Source organism: Gemmatimonadota bacterium (assembly GCA_016704275.1).
In the GTDB taxonomy this organism is placed as follows: Bacteria; Gemmatimonadota; Gemmatimonadetes; order Gemmatimonadales; family GWC2-71-9; genus Palsa-1233.
In genome coordinates this window covers 484,736-502,901 of sequence record JADJAK010000001.1, presented here as the reverse complement: position 1 = coordinate 502,901, position 18,166 = coordinate 484,736, and the positions used below count along the sequence as shown (strand labels likewise).

The 18,166-nt window shown below is 66.9% G+C and carries 15 protein-coding genes; 8 read left to right on the top strand and 7 right to left on the bottom strand.

Translation table 11 applies throughout. The features are described from left to right. Positions 1-27: 27 nt before the first annotated feature. The 5 genes from IPG05_02345 to IPG05_02325 form a co-directional block, all read right to left on the bottom strand. Positions 28-1,584 carry an acyl--CoA ligase gene (locus tag IPG05_02345; protein MBK6493940.1) on the bottom strand — a complete coding sequence of 519 codons (1,557 nt, stop codon included), beginning with the start codon at positions 1,582-1,584 and terminating at the stop codon, positions 28-30. Between the two features lie 35 nt (positions 1,585-1,619). Beyond that, positions 1,620-2,768, bottom strand: coding sequence for a UDP-N-acetylglucosamine 2-epimerase (non-hydrolyzing) (gene wecB / locus IPG05_02340; GenBank protein MBK6493939.1), 1,149 nt, complete (start codon positions 2,766-2,768; stop codon positions 1,620-1,622). Further along, on the bottom strand, positions 2,765-3,436 hold the full coding sequence (locus IPG05_02335; protein ID MBK6493938.1) for a glycosyltransferase: 672 nt from the start codon (positions 3,434-3,436) through the stop codon (positions 2,765-2,767). Before IPG05_02335 ends, wecB begins: the two co-directional genes overlap by 4 nt. Positions 3,437-3,981: 545 nt before the next feature. Then, positions 3,982-5,058, bottom strand: a complete 1,077-nt coding sequence (locus tag IPG05_02330) for a HAMP domain-containing histidine kinase (GenBank protein ID MBK6493937.1) — start codon at positions 5,056-5,058, stop codon at positions 3,982-3,984. After that, positions 5,039-6,538, bottom strand: coding sequence for a sigma-54-dependent Fis family transcriptional regulator (locus IPG05_02325; protein MBK6493936.1), 1,500 nt, complete (start codon positions 6,536-6,538; stop codon positions 5,039-5,041). Before IPG05_02325 ends, IPG05_02330 begins: the two co-directional genes overlap by 20 nt. 285 nt (positions 6,539-6,823) lie before the next feature. Here IPG05_02325 and IPG05_02320 point away from each other — a divergent pair, with 285 nt between their 5' ends. After that, positions 6,824-9,277: a polysaccharide biosynthesis tyrosine autokinase gene (locus IPG05_02320; protein MBK6493935.1), complete on the top strand. Its 2,454-nt coding sequence runs from the start codon at positions 6,824-6,826 to the stop codon at positions 9,275-9,277. A gap of 124 nt (positions 9,278-9,401) precedes the next feature. Here IPG05_02320 and IPG05_02315 read toward each other — a convergent pair whose 3' ends face one another. Continuing rightward, positions 9,402-10,247 carry a response regulator gene (locus tag IPG05_02315; GenBank protein ID MBK6493934.1) on the bottom strand — a complete coding sequence of 282 codons (846 nt, stop codon included), beginning with the start codon at positions 10,245-10,247 and terminating at the stop codon, positions 9,402-9,404. 425 nt (positions 10,248-10,672) lie between these two features. Here IPG05_02315 and IPG05_02310 point away from each other — a divergent pair, with 425 nt between their 5' ends. The 5 genes from IPG05_02310 (at position 10,673) to IPG05_02290 (ending at position 14,315) form a co-directional block, all read left to right on the top strand. Further along, on the top strand, positions 10,673-11,476 hold the full coding sequence (locus IPG05_02310) for a polysaccharide biosynthesis/export family protein (GenBank protein ID MBK6493933.1): 804 nt from the start codon (positions 10,673-10,675) through the stop codon (positions 11,474-11,476). A 29-nt stretch (positions 11,477-11,505) separates the two neighbouring features. Continuing rightward, positions 11,506-12,231, top strand: a complete 726-nt coding sequence (locus IPG05_02305; protein MBK6493932.1) for a sugar transferase — start codon at positions 11,506-11,508, stop codon at positions 12,229-12,231. Beyond that, a complete protein-coding gene (locus IPG05_02300; protein ID MBK6493931.1) occupies positions 12,225-13,151 on the top strand; it encodes an exosortase/archaeosortase family protein in 927 nt (308 codons plus the stop codon). The genes IPG05_02305 and IPG05_02300 overlap by 7 nt, the downstream gene beginning before the upstream one ends. Continuing rightward, positions 13,144-13,785 carry an EpsI family protein gene (epsI, locus tag IPG05_02295; protein MBK6493930.1) on the top strand — a complete coding sequence of 214 codons (642 nt, stop codon included), beginning with the start codon at positions 13,144-13,146 and terminating at the stop codon, positions 13,783-13,785. Before IPG05_02300 ends, epsI begins: the two co-directional genes overlap by 8 nt. A 98-nt stretch (positions 13,786-13,883) precedes the next feature. After that, positions 13,884-14,315, top strand: coding sequence for a serine acetyltransferase (locus tag IPG05_02290; protein MBK6493929.1), 432 nt, complete (start codon positions 13,884-13,886; stop codon positions 14,313-14,315). Positions 14,316-14,334: 19 nt separating this feature from the next. On the opposite strand, the gene IPG05_02285 is transcribed toward IPG05_02290, so the two are convergent. Then, positions 14,335-14,850: a hypothetical protein gene (locus tag IPG05_02285; GenBank protein ID MBK6493928.1), complete on the bottom strand. Its 516-nt coding sequence runs from the start codon at positions 14,848-14,850 to the stop codon at positions 14,335-14,337. A gap of 452 nt (positions 14,851-15,302) precedes the next feature. Between IPG05_02285 and IPG05_02280 the strand changes: the two genes are divergently transcribed. Next, the gene (locus IPG05_02280; GenBank protein MBK6493927.1) at positions 15,303-16,721 is read left to right on the top strand and encodes an O-antigen ligase family protein; all 1,419 of its coding nucleotides are present in this window, start codon (positions 15,303-15,305) and stop codon (positions 16,719-16,721) included. A 120-nt stretch (positions 16,722-16,841) separates the two neighbouring features. Beyond that, on the top strand, positions 16,842-17,897 hold the full coding sequence (locus IPG05_02275; protein ID MBK6493926.1) for a glycosyltransferase: 1,056 nt from the start codon (positions 16,842-16,844) through the stop codon (positions 17,895-17,897). Positions 17,898-18,166 lie beyond the last annotated feature (269 nt).

The following is an 18,166-nucleotide window of genomic DNA, read 5'->3' as shown; positions in this document are numbered from 1 at the left end:
TGGCGCCCGCGCGTCGGACCCTCAAAGCTAGCCGAGCGCGACCACCCGCGCCAACTCCTGGCGCTTGACCTTCCCGCTGGCCGTCATCGGGAGGCCGTCGAAGAAGCGGACCAGGTCGGGGACCTTGGTGGCGGAGAGGAGGTCCTGGCAGAAGCGGCGCAGATCGGGGCCGGTGACCACGGCGCCCTCCAGCAGCACCACGCAGGCGCAGATCAGCTCGCCCAGCACGTCGTGGGGGATGCCGACGACACAGACCTCCTCGACGCCCGGGTGGGTGCGGATCACGTCCTCCAACTCCCGCGGCGTCACGGTCTGTCCCGCCCGCACGATCACTTCCTTGCGGCGCGCGACGATGGTGACGAAGCCGTCCTCATCGAGCAGGGCAAGGTCCCCCGTCAGCAGATACCCTTCCGGGGTGAGCGTCCGCGCGGTCTCGTTCGGCATCCGGTGGTAGCCATCCATCAGCGTGGTGCCCTTCACGACCAGTTCACCCACCGCCTCGGCCCCGTGCAGCACGCCACTCCGCACATCGACCACGCGCACCTCGACGCCGTCGATCGGACGCCCGACCGTCGTGCGCCGCTTCTCGAGGGGATCGCTCCGCCGGGTGGCGGTGACCGTCGGTCCCGCCTCGGTGAGCCCGTACGCAATCTCCACGTCGCACCATTGGCGAATCCGATCCACCAGCGGCGGGAGCACCATGCTCCCCGCGACCACGCCGCCGCGCAGCCGACCAAGCGGCGTGGTACCGAACGCCGGGTCGCGCATCAGCAACTCGAACATCGTCGGCACACCGGGCAAGTGGGTGACACCGGCGTTGGCAATCAGCGCGAGGGCGCCCGCGGCGTCGAAGCGCGGCATCAGCACGACCGTTGCGCCCGCACTGATCGCGGTGAGCAGCACCGACAGGCCGAAGACGTGGAAGAGCGGGAGCGCCTGCAGGATGCAATCATCGTCGGCGAGGCCGAGCGCACTCGCGGTGCCCATGGCGGAGGCGACCATCGCGCGATGCGAGAGCAGCACGCCCTTCGGCTTCCCCATCGTGCCGGAGGTGTAGACCAGCGCCAACGCGGCATCCGCGTCGTCACCCGCCTCAAGCGCGGGCAGTCGTTCGCCGCGCGCCAGCATCTCGCCGAAGGGGACGGCACGATCGTCGAACCAGCGTGTCCCCGGCCCGGCATAGACGATCAGGTGCAGCGACGGCAACTCGGGGAGGATCTCGTCGAAGAGCTCGAGATAGTCGACGGGGGTCGGCGCCTCGGGGATCACGACGGCCGAGACTTCCGCATGCCGCAACTGGTACTTCAGTTCGTGATAGCCGAGCTCGGGATCGAGCGGCACGATGGTGAGTCCGGCCTGGGCCGCGGCCAACATCGCCACCACCCACTCTGTCCCGGTGGGCAGGTCGATCCCGATCCGATCGCCGGCGGCGAGCCCCTGCCCGCGAAAGGCGCGCGCGAGCGCATCACTGCGGAGCGCGATCTCGCCCCAGCTGTGACGGTCCTCCCCCTCGATGAGGAAGGGTCGCGTGGGATGGCTGGCGGCGCGAGCGCCGAACTGATGGGCGAGGTGCGTGGTGATCACGGGCCGTCTCGGTGTGTCGGGACAAGGCCCGTAAGCTACGACATCTTGGGAGCGTCTGGCAGAGGCGAGCGGGCCGCCGAGCGTGGTGCGGCTTCCAGCGCGATGACAATCCGCTCTGCTGCCCGCCCATCCCAGCCACGAGGGACCCCTCCTCGGCTACCCACCCCCCTGCCTCGCGCCAACGCCGCGAGCGTGGTGTCGTGGATGCCTGCCGCGGTTGGCGGCCAAGGAACCATGAGGTTGGTCCCCTCCGTGACGGTGACTGGTCGTTCGGTGCTCTCCCGAACCGTCACGCACGGGACGCCAAGCGCCGTGCTCTCTTCCTGCAACCCGCCGCTGTCTGTCACCACGACCGCGCACCCATCGAGGAGGCCGGTCATGTCACGGTATCCTGCCGGCTCGATCAGCATGATCCGCGTGAGATCCTGATCACTCAGCTGGTCAAGCGTCCGACGCGTGCGGGGGTGCACCGGCCACAGCAGTGGAAGGTCGCGCGCGACCAACTGCAATCCCGCGAGGAGCGCCTGGAGCCGGACCGGATCATCCACATTGGAGGGGCGATGCAGCGTCACCAAGCCGTAACGGCCCCGTTCCAGCCCATGCCGTTGCCAGGGTACATCATCGGCCGCACGTTCGCGGATGGCAAAGAGGGCGTCCATCATGACGTTGCCCACGAAGTCGATCCGAGCGGGCGCAATGCCCTCGCCGAGCAGATACGCCTCGGCCTCGGGCGAATGCGTCAGCAGCAGGTCGGCAAGTTGGTCGGTCAGGACCCGGTTGACCTCTTCCGGCATCGACCAATCCCCGCTGCGCAGCCCGGCCTCGACGTGCGCGATACGTACCCCGATTTCCGGCCGCCGCTTCGCCGCCACGAGCGATGTCGCCAACGTGGAATTCACGTCCCCCACGACGATCAACCAGTCCGGGCGCTCCGCCAGAAGCACCGGATCGAAGCGCTCCATGACCCTGGCCGTCTGCTCCGCATGGGAACCCGCCCCAACCCCGAGATGGTGGTCCGGCGCCCGCATCCCAAGATCAGCAAAGAAGGCGTCCGACATCGCGGCGTCGTAGTGCTGGCCTGTATGCACCAGGATCGACTCGTGACCACGGCGCGCCAGTGCGTCAAGAATGGGGGCGACCTTCATGAAATTGGGGCGGGCACCCACGACGACAACGGCCTTCACGCGGCCTCCGGAGATTGAGTGGCCTTCAGGACAGAGAGCATCGCTGCCAGCCGTCCTTCCCAGGACTCCTCCCGCATGGCGTCGCTCAACGCTCGCCGTTGCTCGATGGCTCGGCCGGCGCGGAGTTCCAGTCGTACTGCCTCGATGAACTGGTCGTGATCCTCATGGATCGTGGTTCCCGGTCGATCGGCGAACGGCAGGATTTCCGGGAGCGGGGTGCTGACCACCGGCAGACCGGCCGACAGGTACTCCCGGAGCTTGATCGGGTTGACTGCCCTGGTGAGGTCGTTGACAAGAAACGGCACGAGGGCAACGTCGAACGCGCGGCAGTAGGCGGGCAGGTCCGCAAAGGACTTGCGGCCGAGCATGTGGACATTCGGCTCGGCGGCCAGCGCGCTCACATCCACTCTCGTCTGCCCCACCATGACCAGGTGCGCCGGTGCGATGCGACGGGCCAGTGCCTGCAGCAGCGGCAGGTCGATCCAGTGGTCGATCAGTCCGATGAAGCCGACGATCGGGTGTCCATCGGTTGGGAGATCAGCGGGCCGCGGAAGATCCGCCTCGACCGCCGTTCGAAAATGCGCCCAGTCCACACCATGCGGTACGTACGAGACGGCGTTCGTGAACGCCAGGCAGTCGGCCTCAAGCTCAAGCGCCGACGCGAACACGTGGTCGGCTCTCCGGCAGAGAATTTCGTGACACGCCCGCATCTCGGCAGGATCATAGTCATCGAAGGCCCACCACCGGTCAACGCAGTGGTACACGAGACCTGAATGGGGAATGTGGTCGAGATACCGAGCGACGGTCGGTGTGTACACCCAAAGCAGCGGAGGAGTCGAATGCCCAGACGCACGAAGCGCTCGACGCACGGCCCGGCCGTACAGCCTGGCGTTGATCGCCCGGGCAAGTGCATTCGTGGGAAACGGCAATGCGGGAGGACTCAAGACGGAGAGGCCGGGCCGTTCCAGCCGCAACCCGCCACCACCCAGGATCCGTCGCACCTTGGCACCGATGCGCCGAAGGTCTCGCCCGCTGCGTGCCGACGGGGTTCTCATGCCGCTCGATTCCACCCAGAGAAGGTCGATTTCCTTGCTCAGGCGGCCCATCAGGTGGTGCTTGCTCGTTGGATCCGTGGCCCAATCGTTCGCGAACGCGACAATTGAATCGGCACCCAGCACGACGGTCTTGCTCATGCGACTCCCATGGCGTTAGATCAGCCGATCAGCATGTTGGGATCGGCCTCGGGCAGCTGGAGCGTGAAGCGAAAGCAGGTCCCTTCGCCCGCGACGGCGGAGACTTCAAGCGTCGACCCCATCGCCTCGACCAGCTTGCGACAGATCGAGAGGCCAAGCCCCGAACCGGAGAAGGCATAGTCACCCGGCTGCTGCCGACGACGGAACGGTTCGAAGAGTGTTTCCATCGCGGCCTCGGGAATCCCCCGGCCGGTGTCGCGGACGGTGCAATCCAGCGCCAGCCCGGCGCCGTCGGTCAGCGTCACTTCGACGTGGCCGACCGAAGAAAACTTCAGCGCGTTGGTTGTGAGATTGAGCAGGACGCGGTTCAAGGCGCCGGGGTGCCCGACCCGACGGTCGCGCCCCGGCCCTTCGAAGTGCAATTCCAACCCTTTCTCTTCGGCGATCGGACGGACGATGTCGCGCACCGACTCGAGCACTTCCGCGACCGAGAACGGCTGCGGTTCCCGCCCGACCAGGCGATCGCCGCCGCGCACCAGTTCGATCACGTCGCTGGCGACCGCGTTCAATCCGAATGCCGCCGAATAGACCAGGCCGAGCTGACGTTCCTGCAGCGGTGTCAGCGGGCCGCTGCGGCCGCGGAGCATGATCTCGGCGAGGAAGAGAATCGAGGTGAGTGGGGAGCGCAGGTCGTGCGCCACTTCGACCACCAGGTCGAGGCCGCTGGGGCCGGTCATCCGTTCCTGAAAGCGCTCGGTCCAGCGCGGCTCCATCGACGCCGCGACCTGTTCCAGGGCCCGCAGTACGGGACGGAGTCCGCCGGGCGGCACCGCTTCGTCGTGTTCGAGCAGATAGCGCCGAAGCAGCGCCACCACGCGGCGATCGAGCGGCGATGAGGGCTCGGGGGCGCGCGGTCGGCCGGCGGCGGCCTCGACAATCTGCGCGACGACGCCGGCGACGGCCGCGGCCACTTCACCCTGCGAAATCGCGTCGACGGCAAAGCCGCGCCACTCCTCGACCAGCGCCTCGGCCGCCTCGTCCAGCCAGCGGTAAGCATCGGGGGCCAACGGGGTCAGGCTACTCGCCACGATCGTCACGCTGCAATCCGTGCTTCTCCATCAGGCGGTAGAGCGTCGTGCGGTCGACGTTGGCCTGCCGCGCCGCCTTCGACATGTTGCCACCGGCGCGACCAACCAGCCGCGCGAGATAGTCGCGCTCGAACTGGGCAATCACCCGATCCTTCACGTCGTGGAACGGCCCGTCGAGTTGGGCCGCGGGCATCCGCTCCGGTGCCGCCTCGGAATCCTCGTACATCGGAATGTCGGTCGGCTCGATCAGCTGATCGGGCTCGACCAGCACCGCGACGTGCTCGATCACGTTCTGCAATTCACGCACGTTGCCGCGCCAGGCGCGGGTACGCAGGAACTCGATCGCCGAGTCGCTGAGGCGCGGCGCCCGATCGGTCATCTGGCGGTGACGATGCCAGAAGATGCCGAGGAAGTGATTGGCCAGCAGCTGGATGTCTTCCGGGCGCGACCGCAGCGGCGGCAAGACGATCGGCACCACGCGGAGACGGTAGAAGAGGTCGCCGCGCAGCACGCCGCGCTCGACCGCGTCCTGCGGATCGCGATTCGTCGCCGAGATGAAACGGACGTCCACCGGATCACCCGCGGTCTCGGCGCCAACGCGACGCACGATGCCATCCTGGATGACGCGCAGCAGCTTGGCCTGCAGCGGCAGCGACATCTCCGTGAGTTCGTCGAGGAAGAGCGTCCCGCCGTCGGCGGTCTCCAGCAGACCCGGCTTGTCGCGATCGGCGCCGGTGAAGGCGCCCTTGCGGTGGCCGAACATCTCGGACTCCAGCAACGGCTCGGGCAAGGCAGCGCAGTTGATCGGCACCAACGTCTTCTTGGCGCGCCGCGAGTGCTGGTGAATGAACTGGGCGATCACTTCCTTGCCGGTGCCGCTCTCACCACTGATGAAGACCGAGGCGTCGGTGGGCGCGACCTTGCGGGCCAGCTCGACGGCCTTCCGGAACGAGGGAGCGATGCCGATCAGCGCCTGCGTGTCGGAATGCGAGTGCTGCCGCATCACCTGCTGACGAAGGTCGTTGGCCTCGCGCCCCTTCAGGATGGCGTGCGACGCGCGGCCGATCAGGACCTGCAAGTGGGTGGCGGAGAACGGCTTGGGGAGGTAGTCCCAGGCGCCCATCCGGAGCGCCTCGATGCTGCTCGACACCGTGGGATTGCCGGTCATCACGACCACCAGGGTGTCCCGGTGCGCCTCGAGGGCGGCGTTGAGAATCTCCAACCCCGAGACCTGCGACATGAAGAGGTCCACCAGCACCAGATCGAACTGCCGCCGGCGCACGAACTCCATCGCCTCCTCGCCGCGTCCCGCGAGGGTGACGGTGTAGCCTTCGCCGCGCAGGACCGACGCGCAGCTCTCCCGGAGGGTCCGTTCGTCGTCGACGATCAGGATCCGGATCGAGGCCTTCACGTCGGCAGGAAGTGCAAGCAGATCGCGGCTTCCCGTGCCTTCCGGGGGACCGAACCCGGCCCCGGTGACGGCAGTCATGGTACACTCCTCATTCAGGCAATCGTAGGATGAACTCCCCAACCACCCGGGCAGAAAGCGTGCCGTGACTGTTGGACCGGTACATCGTCGCAGGCACCCATTGGGCAATTCCGTGGTTTGAACGTATCACCTGTTTCGCGAGTGCACCACTATACCGTTGCGTCGGCGCCACACATTGTCGCGTCACCAACCCCACACCCCACCCCGCGGCGCGGTATGGCAGTTGCAACGCAGCGGTCCCGACTAGGCGCACGACGTGGCTGGACCCTCTTTTCTGCGGGCGTTATGAACACTCAGCTGACCCCACTCTCCGGCAACTTGCCGAGCTTCCCTGCTGGCGGCGGTGCCTTGGGCGCCGGTTCGCCATTGACGGGAAGCAGCGGCGGACCCCGGACCTCCCCGATCACCCGGTTCCTCTCGACGATCCGCCGCTTCAAGTGGCTGGTTGTCCTGATGACGCTCATCGGTCTCGGGGCCGGCTTTCTCGTCTCCCGGATGCGGCCGGAAACCTATGTCGTCCAGGCCTCGATGCTGCTGGCGATGCCGGTGGGCGACGACGGGCCGATCGCGGCTGGTGCGGTCCTCGGCGGTGATCAGTGGCAGAAGTTCATGCGCTCCTACAAGTCGCTCGAGCCGGTGGCGCGGGCGCATCGCCTCTACCTGATCGGGCCGAAGCGGCTCGGTGGCCCGACGCTTCCGCACGGACCGAGTGGGCCTGATGCCGCCCTGCTGAACGGGCTCGAAATCGGGCCGGCCTACACCCCCGGCGAGTACTCGATCAAGTTCAGCAGCGACGGCAAGTCATGGGAGTTGACCCAACTCAAGACGTCGCGGAAGAGCCGCGGCACGGTGGGGGACTCGATCGGCAAGGATTTCGGATTCGCGTGGAGCCCGAAGGTCGAATCCCGCTGGTTCGGAGAGACGTTCGACTTTGATGCGATCACCCTCCGCGAGGCGGCCGAAGACATCAACAGTCGGCTTGGCGTCGACATCGACTTCCGCGGCGCGCGATTCGTGAAGTTGACCCTCGCCGGACAGGAATCCGAGAAGACGGCGGCGACGTTGAATGCCCTGCTCAAGGAGTATGAGACGACGGCTGCCGTCATGAAGCGGGTCAACCTGACGGCCGAGGCGGGTGTGGTCGACACGCAGCTGCGCGGCGCGTATGATCGATTGGTCGGCGCGGAACAAGCGCTGCTGGCGTTCCAGACCGGCTCGATCACCAAGCCGCGCATGGAGCTGCCGGTGACGCCGGGGCTGCAGAGCACCTCGCCGCAGGGCTATTCCGCCTTCATCGCGAAGCGCGAGGCGGCCGAAGGGCTGCGCCGCGATCGTCGCGATCTCCAGGAGGCGCTTGCCAAGGCCCAGAGCGGCGAGATTGCCGTCGACCTCTTCCTGACCATTCCGTCGGTCGGCTCGAGCACCGAGCTGAAGCAGGTGCTCGGCGACCTCGTCTCCACCGAGACGCAGCTGCGCACGGCCCGCGCACAGGGCTACTCCGACGACTGCCGCGCCTGCGGTGTCACCGGCGGGACCATCTACAATCTCCCGGAGCTGCTCCTGCGGATTCGCGAGATCCGCTCCCAGACGCTCCCGGCGTACGCCCAGGCCGTCCTCCGCCGCCTCGATAACGAAATCGCCCGGCTCGACGGCGAAGTGGCCAACGCGGGCAAGCAGCTGCAGGCGATCCCCAGCACGACGATCGAGGAGAACCGGCTGAAGCGCGAGCTCGCGCTCGCCGACGAGACGTACAAGTCGCTCACGGGTCGCTCCGAAAATGCCCGGCTCCGCGAGGCCAGCGCCCTGAGCGACTTGTCCATCTACGACCCGGCGGTCGCGCCGCTGCTGCCGAAGAAGAATCGGAAGTCCGTCATCATCGCGATGGGCCTCCTCGGTGGCCTGGTCGGCGGGCTCGGCCTGGCGTTTCTGCTCGACCTGACCGACAAGCGCGTCCGCTACGCCGACCAGATCACCTCAGGCCTCGGCCTCACGATCCTCGGCGTCGTGCCGGAGATTCGTCGGGCCAAGGGCGAGACGCCGTCGGCGGAGGAAGCGGCGCAGGTCATCGAGGCCTTCCGCACCATTCGCCTCAATCTCTCCCATACCATGGGCGAGGGCCGCGGCGTGCTCACCATTTCCTCGCCGTCGCCTGGTGACGGCAAGTCGCTGGTGGCCTCGAATCTGGCACTCTCGTTCGCCGAGTCGGGCTACCGCACGCTGCTGATCGATGGCGACACCCGTCGCGGCGAGTTGCACCGGACCTTCGGGCAGGAACGCCGCCCGGGGTTGCTCGACCACCTGACGGGCGAGCTCGACCTGGCGCAACTGCCCCGGAAGACGTCGCATCCGATGCTGACGCTGATCACTGCAGGCAGCCGGAAGCGCAACGGCCCCGAACTGCTCGGCGGCGTCCTGATGCGCGAGCTGATCAGCTCGATGCGCGAGGCGTATGACGTCGTCGTCGTCGACTCCCCGCCGCTCGGCGCCGGTATCGATCCCTTCGTCCTCGGTACGCTCACCGGCAACATGATCCTGGTGATGCGCTCGGGCGCGACGGAACGCGACCTCGCCGAGGCCAAGCTGCAGATCGTCGATCAGCTGCCGATCCGCCTCATTGGCGCGGTGCTGAATGACGTGCGCTCCAGCGCCTCGGAGTACAAGTACTACTCGTACAGCTACGGCTACGGCGCGACGGACGAAGGCGAGGATGTGGGGAAGTTGCCGGCGACGACGAGCTAGTCGTAAGTCGTAAGTCGTATGTCATAAGTCACGAAGGCCGGCACCCCAGTGGGGAAGCCGGCCTTCGTTGTTTGCGACTTACGACCTAAGACTTACGACTTACGACTTAGGACTTACGACCCTTCTACGCCGCCATCGCCGGACTCAGCAGCTCGAGCAGGGCGACGCCGTCGCTCGGCAGCGATTCGTGGCTGGTCGTGATGACGGTCGCCGGCACCTCAAGGGTGCCGTCGGCGAGTGATTCGCGGAAGACGCCCGCGAAGCGTTCGACCAGCCGCTCGACGCCCTGCTGCGAGGCACCGGGCGCGACCACCGCAAAGCGATCGTGGGCAATCCGTCCAAAGGCATCGGCGGCGCGTGCCTGTCGACGGAGTCCGGAGCCGAGATTCGAGGCCTGGATGGGATCGAGACGCCGGGGAAATTCCCAGACGACGCAGCTGACGTCGCGCTGGTGCCGCCGCGCCTCGCCGAGCAACTCGGTGGCGCGACGGGTCAGCCCGGGACGGGTGTAGAGCCCCGATTCCGCATCGATCAGCGCGTCACTCCGCAGCTGGCGCACCTCGCCGTAGGCCGCGCAATAGACGGCGAGCTTCTGGAGCAGCGCCTCGGCGTCGAGGGGCTGGCCGTAGAACTCCCACGCCCCGGCCTCGTAGGCCGCCATCCGCTGTTGGCGGCCGGACGGACCGGCGGTGGTGATCATGATCGGGAGCGCCGGGCCGAACGCCTGGTCGGCGCGGAGCCGACGGCAGACCTCGGTGCCGGGGAAGTCGGGGAGCTGCTGGTCGAGGATGACGAGGTCAGGATCGAGCCGATCGGCCATCGCCAGCGTCTCGGCGGCGGTGTGGGCCCGATGGGTCCGGTAGCCGTTGGCCACCAGAATGCTCTCGACGGCCCGGGCGGTCCATTCCTGGTCGTTCGCGATCAGCACAACAGGCGAGTGCTTCGCAATCGGCGCACGATCAAGGCTCAAGGGGCGCTTCCGTGGTAAGGACCATTGGAGTGGCCGATTGTTGCGAACATGCAACAATACGTGGCAATCCGTCACGATTCTACGATCGACCAGCCGAACCGCCTCGGCCGGCAACGCATGGATAACTCATTGTCTTTCAATAACTTAGAATAATCGCACAGCGTCAATGCCCCGCCTGAGGGCAGAATCCCAGCCTTGCTTCTGCAATGTCTTTGCCGAAGGCCTCGGGTACCTTTGGAGCGCAGTTGGGGGCGTGGTGGGCTTCCCACAGCGGATCGGGGAGGTCGAACGCGCGGCGACGCCTTGGCCGGGAACTTGCTCTGTCCTTCTGCGACCGGTTGGGGCGTCACCCCGACTGCTAGGACCAGTCTGTTGTGCTGCCGCCTTCGGCAGGCTCGCCCGACCACAACCCAACGGAGCGCACTGTGCGCAAGTGGACCACAATTCGTGAACTTCTCGGCGCGGCGCTGATCGCAGCCCTCGTCACCTCCCCGGCTCGGGCCCAACAGACGACCGTGCCGGTGATGGTGAATGCCGAGCGAGCGATGGTCACGCGCAGCGAGTTGGAGAGCGCACTGAAGGAGATCGAGCAGAACTTGGCGGGGAGCGGATACAGTGCCGCCCTCCGGACCGCGAAGAAGGCGCAGGCCGACGCCATTCGTGAACGGCTGTCCCAGGGCGACCTCCGGGTCGGCGACCTGATCCGCCTCGACGTGGTGGAGGTGTCCTCGATCTCGAACCTCTACCAGGTCTCGTCCACGCGCACCATCAGCCTGCCGGGCGCGATCGAAATCTCCGTCGCCGGCCTCCTGCGCTCCGAACTCCAGGATTATCTGACGACCCAGCTGAAGAAGCTGGTCCGCGACCCGACGGTGCGCGTCGTCCCCACCATTCGCATCTCGGTCTTCGGTGCGGTGGGCAAGCCGGGCTTCGTCACGCCGCCGGCCACGACCCTGTTGAGCGACGTCATTCAGCAGTTCGCGGGCGGGCCGTCCAACAACGTGCGCTGGGAGAAGTCGAAGATCATGCGCGGCGACAAGGTGGTGGTGGACGGGCCGGAATTTCGTGACGCCGTCAACACCGCCACCACCATCGACCAGCTGAACCTGCAGGCCGGCGACGTGATCGATGTGGCCACGAAGCCGGCAGGGGGCACCCTGACGCGAGTGATCGGCGCCGTTGGCGGGGTAGCCTCCATCATCTGGCTCATCACTCGGATCTCAAACTAGTCGTCATGTCTCCAGCCCTCTCTTCTTCGATGACACACGTGGACGACCCGCGCCTCGACCAGACCAGCGACGACGTCGACGCCAGCCCCGCGCTGGCGGACGCGTCGCTCTGGCGCGATGAGCGGTTGATCCGCGCCCTCAACGTCGTCGTCGCGACGGTGGGCTTGATCGTCACGTTGCCGTTGTGGCTGCTGATTGGTCTGATCATCCGCCTCACGTCGCGCGGCCCGATCTTCTACAGCCAGACCCGGGTCGGGCTCGACGCCCGCGCCCTCCGCCCGCATCGCCACGACTCACGCCGCCGTGAAGACATCGGTGGGCGGCCGTTCACGATCTGGAAATTCCGCACGATGACCGTGGATGCCGAGCAGCATGGCCGGGCCGTCTGGGCCCAAGCCAACGACCAGCGGGTGACGGCCGTCGGCGGCTTCCTGCGTTCCTGCCGCCTCGACGAATTGCCGCAGTTGCTGAACGTCATCAAGGGCGACATGAATCTGGTCGGGCCGCGTCCCGAGCGGCCGCAGCTCTTTTCCGAATTGCGGGAGCAGATCCCCAACTATCACCATCGCCAACGCGTCCGGCCAGGCATCACCGGGCATGCCCAGGTGCACCTGCAGTACGACACCTCGGTCGAGGACGTCAAGCGGAAGGTCGAACACGACCTCGAGTACATCGCGACGCGGAGCGTCTGGCAGGACCTCATGATCATGCTCAAGACGATCCCGGTCATGCTGTTCCGGAAGGGCGGATGGTAGCACCCGCCCTCAGCGTCGCGGTTCGGCCATTCGCCGACGTGGCGCGTGGCGAATGGACCGTCCGGCGAGCCCTTCCGTGGGGCCTCGCCATTCTGGCATTCGTGGTCCTCTTCGCCGACCCCGCGAAGGGGTTGGCGCGTGACTGGTGGAACGACCCGGATGCCGGCCATGGCCTCCTGCTCGCCCCCGTTGCCCTCTGGCTTGCCTGGAAGGCAGGACTCCGCTGCGATGCGACGCCGTCGCCGCTCTGGGGCAGCACCCTGATCCTTGGCGCCGTCCTGCTCCGCGCACTCGGCTCGCTCGCGGCCGAGTTTTTCACGCAGCGGTTCTCAATTTGGCTCGCGCTGGTGGGGATCACCGTCTTCGCCTTCGGGTGGCGTCAGGTGCGGCACTGGTGGTTGCCGTTCTCCCTCCTCCTGCTCTCGATCCCGCTTCCGGCGCTGATCACCAACAAGCTCGCGATCCCGCTCCAGTTCCGCGCGTCGAAGTACGGCTACGCCCTGATCGAGTGGCGACACATTCCTGTCCGCCAGCAAGGCAACGTCATCGTCATCGCAGGCCAGGAGCCCGGTCAGATCTTCCAGCTTTTCGTGGCGGAGGCGTGCAGCGGATTGCGTTCGCTCACGGCGTTGCTGGCGCTTGGCGTGATGATCGGCGGGATGTACCTCCGCTCGATCACGGGACGCGCCGTCCTGCTGCTGCTCTCGGTCCCGATCGCCGTGGCCGTCAACGCGGTGCGAATCTTCCTCACGGCATTCCTGATGTACTTCGTCGACCCCGATCTGGGGCGAGGCTTCATGCACGAGAGCCAGGGGTGGGCGCTCTTTGTCGTCTCGTTTGCGGTGATCGGGACACTCGGCGCGCTGATCGGGGTGGCGGAGCGGTTCATCCAGGGCCGGATGGGGGTGCGTCATGCGTGAATGGCATCGCTGGCTCCCCGGTGGCCTGCTGGCCGCTGGCTGCCTGCTGAATGCGACCCTGCTCGCCCGCCGGGCGACGTCGACGCCGCTGATCGCGCCGATCGCGTCGGTGGCCGTGACCTCGTTGGGCGTCCCCGGCACCGACATCGCGATCAGCCCGGAAGAACAGCGGGTGGCCGGGATGACCGCCTTCATCCTGCGGGGATACGAGCCGCCCGGTCGCCCGCCGTATTCCATCTTCGTCTCGTATTATGACGAACAGCGCCAGGGCAAGAGCATCCACTCCCCGAAGAACTGCCTCCCCGGCGCAGGGTGGGAGCCGGTCGATTCGAAGCCGGTGGTCCTGGAGACGACCGCGGGGCCGGTGACCGTCAACCGGTGGCGTCTGGTCCGCGAGGGGAAGACGGCCATCGTCTACTACTGGTACCAGGGCCGGGGGCGGGTCGAGCACGACGAGTTCCGCGTGAAGTTCGACCTCCTCCGCGACGCCGCCATCCATGGCCGAACCGAAGAAGCCCTCGTGCGCATCTTCGTACAGATCGATGGGAAGGATGTGGACGCCGCCGACGCCGTCGCGCGCGACGCGGCGCTCCTGTTGGTCGCGGACGTCAACCGGATCCTCCCGCCGCTGTGATCTTCCTCGAGGATCTCCGCTGCAAAGCCGAGTGGTGCTACGGCGACGCTCGGCCGACGAACCTCCTCAAGGCGTGTCTTACGGATGGGACCTTCGCCATGGCCTGCTATCGGCTGATGGCATGGTCGCACCGCCACCACTTGGTCCCATTGACGATGATCGCCAACAAGGTCAACGCGGTGCTGGGCCAGTGCATCATCGGGCGGGGCGCCACGTTCGGCCCGGGGTTCGTCCTCATTCACTCCCAAGGCGTCGTGATCAACGGCGCCGTGCGGGGTGGCAGTCGGGTCTTTGTCGAACACCAAGTCACCATCGGTGCGGAAAAGGACCAGTCGCCGGTGCTTGGCGACCGGATCTTCCTCGGGGCGGGCGCGAAAATCGTCGGGGCGGTCACGATCGGCAGCGATGTCCGTGTCGGCGCCAACGCGGTGGTCGTGCGAGATGTCCCGTCAGGGGTCACGGTGGGTGGCGTGCCTGCCCGCATCCTCCGAACACAGGACGGGGCGGCGTCGATCGACGCCGCCCCGTAATCGCTGCCCCACCGGTCGGTCAGCCCTGACCGACGACCAACCCCTGCCCTTCCTTCCGCTGCGTGATCTTCTCCTTCGTGCTCGCCTGCCACCCCATCCAGCCCAGATAAGCCAGCACCAGGACGAAGAGCCCGCCGAAGAGCCCAGTCTTCATCGTCGCCCGATCGAAGGTCGGCTTCCGATCCATCGGTACCAGCCGACGCATCTCGACGAAGTCCAGCGCGAAGAAGGGGAGCAGGGCGATCGCCACCGTCGCGAGCACCAACGCGGCAACCGAGGCGCCGCGAACCGCGACGCGATGGCCGGCCAAACTCCCGATCCCGGCGACCGTTGCCAGAATCAGGGCAAGCTGCGGCAGCGCTGCGAGGAGCGTCCCAAAGGTCTGGAATCGCCAGCGCACCTCACCAGTGGCCAGTGGCAGCCCCTGGACCATGACATCGGCCAGCGGGGAGCAGGCGGCAAGCGTCAATACCGCGAGCGCCGCGGAGACCACGAACTGGGAGCGAGCGGAGAGCGGCGTAGGGACACGCATCATGCGACATCCTCGGCGGTTCAAGGAGCAGAATATATTCCGACCCCACGTTTGTGCCTGTCGATCGGGCCGTGGGGCGGGTCAGCGCAATTCATGGGCCGGACCCCCCGGGCCTGCCCGCCGTTGGGGGAGGCATGGGTGGCTCACAACTTGCTCCCTGTGCAGGCCGAGACGAGCCGATTGGCGCACCGAAGTCCGGTCGATCTTCAGGACATGTTTCGCCGAATACGGGAACCCACAGGAAGGGCTGGGAATGAACCGGTCCCGTGCGGCAACCTCGGCTCGGCGCTACGCCATTGGAGCAAAGTGAATATGGAACCAACCCCGCCGGGTCTCGCCCTGCAGGCGTGGCCTCGGCGCACGGCCGGCGCCGATCGGCAACGGCGTGAATCGGGCTCGGCGTCATGACCAACCCTGCCGAAGGTCGCAGCGCAGTCGAGGCCGTCCGAGCAGCCATGACGGCGCCCTCGACCCGCCAGCGACCGACCGGTTTTTCCCTCACGAGTGGCTCCCGCGGCGAACTGGTGCTGGCGCCGCTGATCGGACTGTACCTCGGCTATGCCGTGGTTCGGCTTCCGGAGGTCTTTGCGCAGCTCGCGGTCCCCAGAGGGCCGATGATCGCCATGCTGCTCTTCGTGGTGCTGCTGGCCGTGGTCATTCCGAGCGACGCGTGGCGATTGATCTGGGAGCGCTCCAAACCGATTCGCCTCGTGACGCTCATCCTGGGAATCGTGATGGTCACGGTTCCACTGGGGATCTGGCCGTCGGGCTCACTGGCATTCCTGCAGGGCCGCTACATCATCTCTGTGGTGATTTTCCTCACCTGTTTGGTCTTCTTGCGTGATCGACGGGCGTTGCGGATTGCTGCCGTCGTCTTCGTGCTGTCGGTCACCGCCGTCTCGGCTGAGGTCCTCGCCACCTACAATCCGAATGCGGTGGTCTTCGACGAATACGGCGAGCCGATCGATCCCGCCATCGTGGCGATGCGTCCCGAACTCCGGCGACTCCGCGTGGTGGGTGTGGGACTCGACAGCAACGACTTCGGAGCCATCCTCGCGACCGCCTTCCCCCTTGCCCTCTGGCTCTCGGTGGGCTCGGTCGGCCGTCGATTGCTCTGGACCGGTGCCGCCGGGATCATGGTGATGGCCATCATCCCGACGCAATCGCGAGGCTCGATGCTGGGCATGCTGGCTGGCGCGACGGTCGTCATTGGTACGGGGGCGCGTGGGTGGCGACGAGCCCTGACCGTGCTGCTGGTCGGCACGGGTATCGCCGGGTTCCTGTATATGGCGATCAGGAGCGGTGCCGGTGATCGTTTCGGCGATTTCTCCGGTACTGATTACAACCTCACCAACGAAGGACGAATCTACTTCTGGAAGCAGGGCATGGTCTGGATGATCAAACGGCCATGGGGATTCGGGATTGACAATTTTCCGACCTACTTCGGGATCATGAATGGCCCCGAGCGTGCCGCCCACTCCAGCTGGGTGCAGTATGGTATGGAGCTCGGCGTGATCGGCCTTGCCACCTTCGCACTGCTCTGCCATACCTTGGTGACTGGCCTCCGCGCCATGCGACGAGCAGCGGTGGCAGCGCGGGATCTCGATCCGGCGGCCGAGTCGCTGGAGATTCAGGCCGGTCACATGTTGGCGATGCTGGCCGGCGTCCTCATGACCGGCACCTTTCTCTCAAACGCCTACAATCCGCTGATGTACATGGCGCTCGGGATGTGTGCGGCCACGCTCCTCGGATCGCCATTCGCGGTCGCGCCACCGTCTGCGGCGAACTCGAACGCCTCTCGAGCATCGCCACCCGGCGGGACGGGACGCCGGCGGCGAGTCTTCGTCCCAGCGGCATCGCCACACACCCATTAGGTGCCGATGCCACCCCGTCCCCACGATCCGCCGTCAACCGCCGGCTCCCCATCCGATTACCCCGGGGCGCGCGTTGTCCACGTGGTCATCTCCGTCGAACACGGCGGAGCCGAGCGCGTCGTGCTTGACTTGGCCGGTGCGCAGCAACGCGCCGGGATGCAGCCGAGCGTCGTCTGCCTCCGAACCGCCGGAGCCCTCGCGCCCCTCTTCGCGGCACAGGGCATCCCCGTCGAGGTCCTCGCCGGAAGTCCCCGAGGCGTGCTCCCCACCGCCTGGGCGCTTGCCAAGGCACTCCGATCGCTCGCGCCCCAGATCGTGCACGCGCACAATGTTTCCGCGCAGGTCGCGGTCGCCCTCAGCCGGAAATTGATGCCGTGGAGCGCGAACCGGGTGCGGTTGGTCTACACCGAGCATGGCAAGCTCTCCGATGCTCGGCGGTCGCTGCTGATGCTTCGTCGCTGGCTGGGTCGAGCGTTCGACGCGGTCATCGGCGTGTCGAAGGACGTCGACGCGCAGCTCAGGCTCCTCCGGATCGGGCGTGCCGACCGTCACCATGTGGTCCTGAACGGCGTGGATCCCGCGCGCTTTCCGCCACGCAGCGCCCGCGCGCCGGGCGACCCGCTCCGGCTCGTGTCGGTCGGCCGACTCAGTCACGTCAAGGGGCAGGACGTTTTGGTTGACGCGATGGCCACTGCCCTCAAGGCCGATCCGACACTTGCCTTGGTCCTGGTCGGTGCGGGACCCACGCGGGCCGCCCTCGAGGCGCAGTGTGCCACGCTGGGGATCGCCGGTCGCATCCAGTTCGCCGGCGCGCAACAGGATGTTCGCCCCTTTCTGGAAGCGGCGGACCTGTTCGTCCTGCCGTCGCGGTCCGAGGGGATCTCGGTCGCGTTGCTCGAGGCGATGGCCGCAGGACTTCCGGTCGTTGCCACTCGGGTTGGCGGAACCCCCGAAGTCATGGGCCCTGGGAGTGGCGGCCTCCTCGTCGAGCCGGAACGCCCCGACGCGCTTGCCGAGGCGATCCTGACGTTCAGCGCCGATCGCGACCTGCTGGCCAGGGAGGGACGCGCCGCCCGATCGAGGGTCGCGGCGGCCTTTTCCCTCGACAACACGGTCGCGGCATATACGGCGTGTTACGGCCTCTCCGCGCCTCGCGCCGCCGCGGTGCCGGCATGACGAAGCGGCTGCTCTTCGTGTCGACCGTGTACCCGACGCCGTGGGAGCCACACAAGGGCCCGGCGAATGCTCGCCTGATCGGCGCCATGCGTCGACTGGGATATTCGGTGTCGGTGATCGCCCCGGTGCCATGGGTCAAGTGGCGTCCCGGGAACCGCTTGCCCAGAGAACGCGGTGCCGAGTATCCGGTGTTCTGGTATCCGCCTGGCATCTGGAGACATCGCTATCACGATTGGATGCGCTGGTCGGTCGGCAGGGCCGTGGAGCGC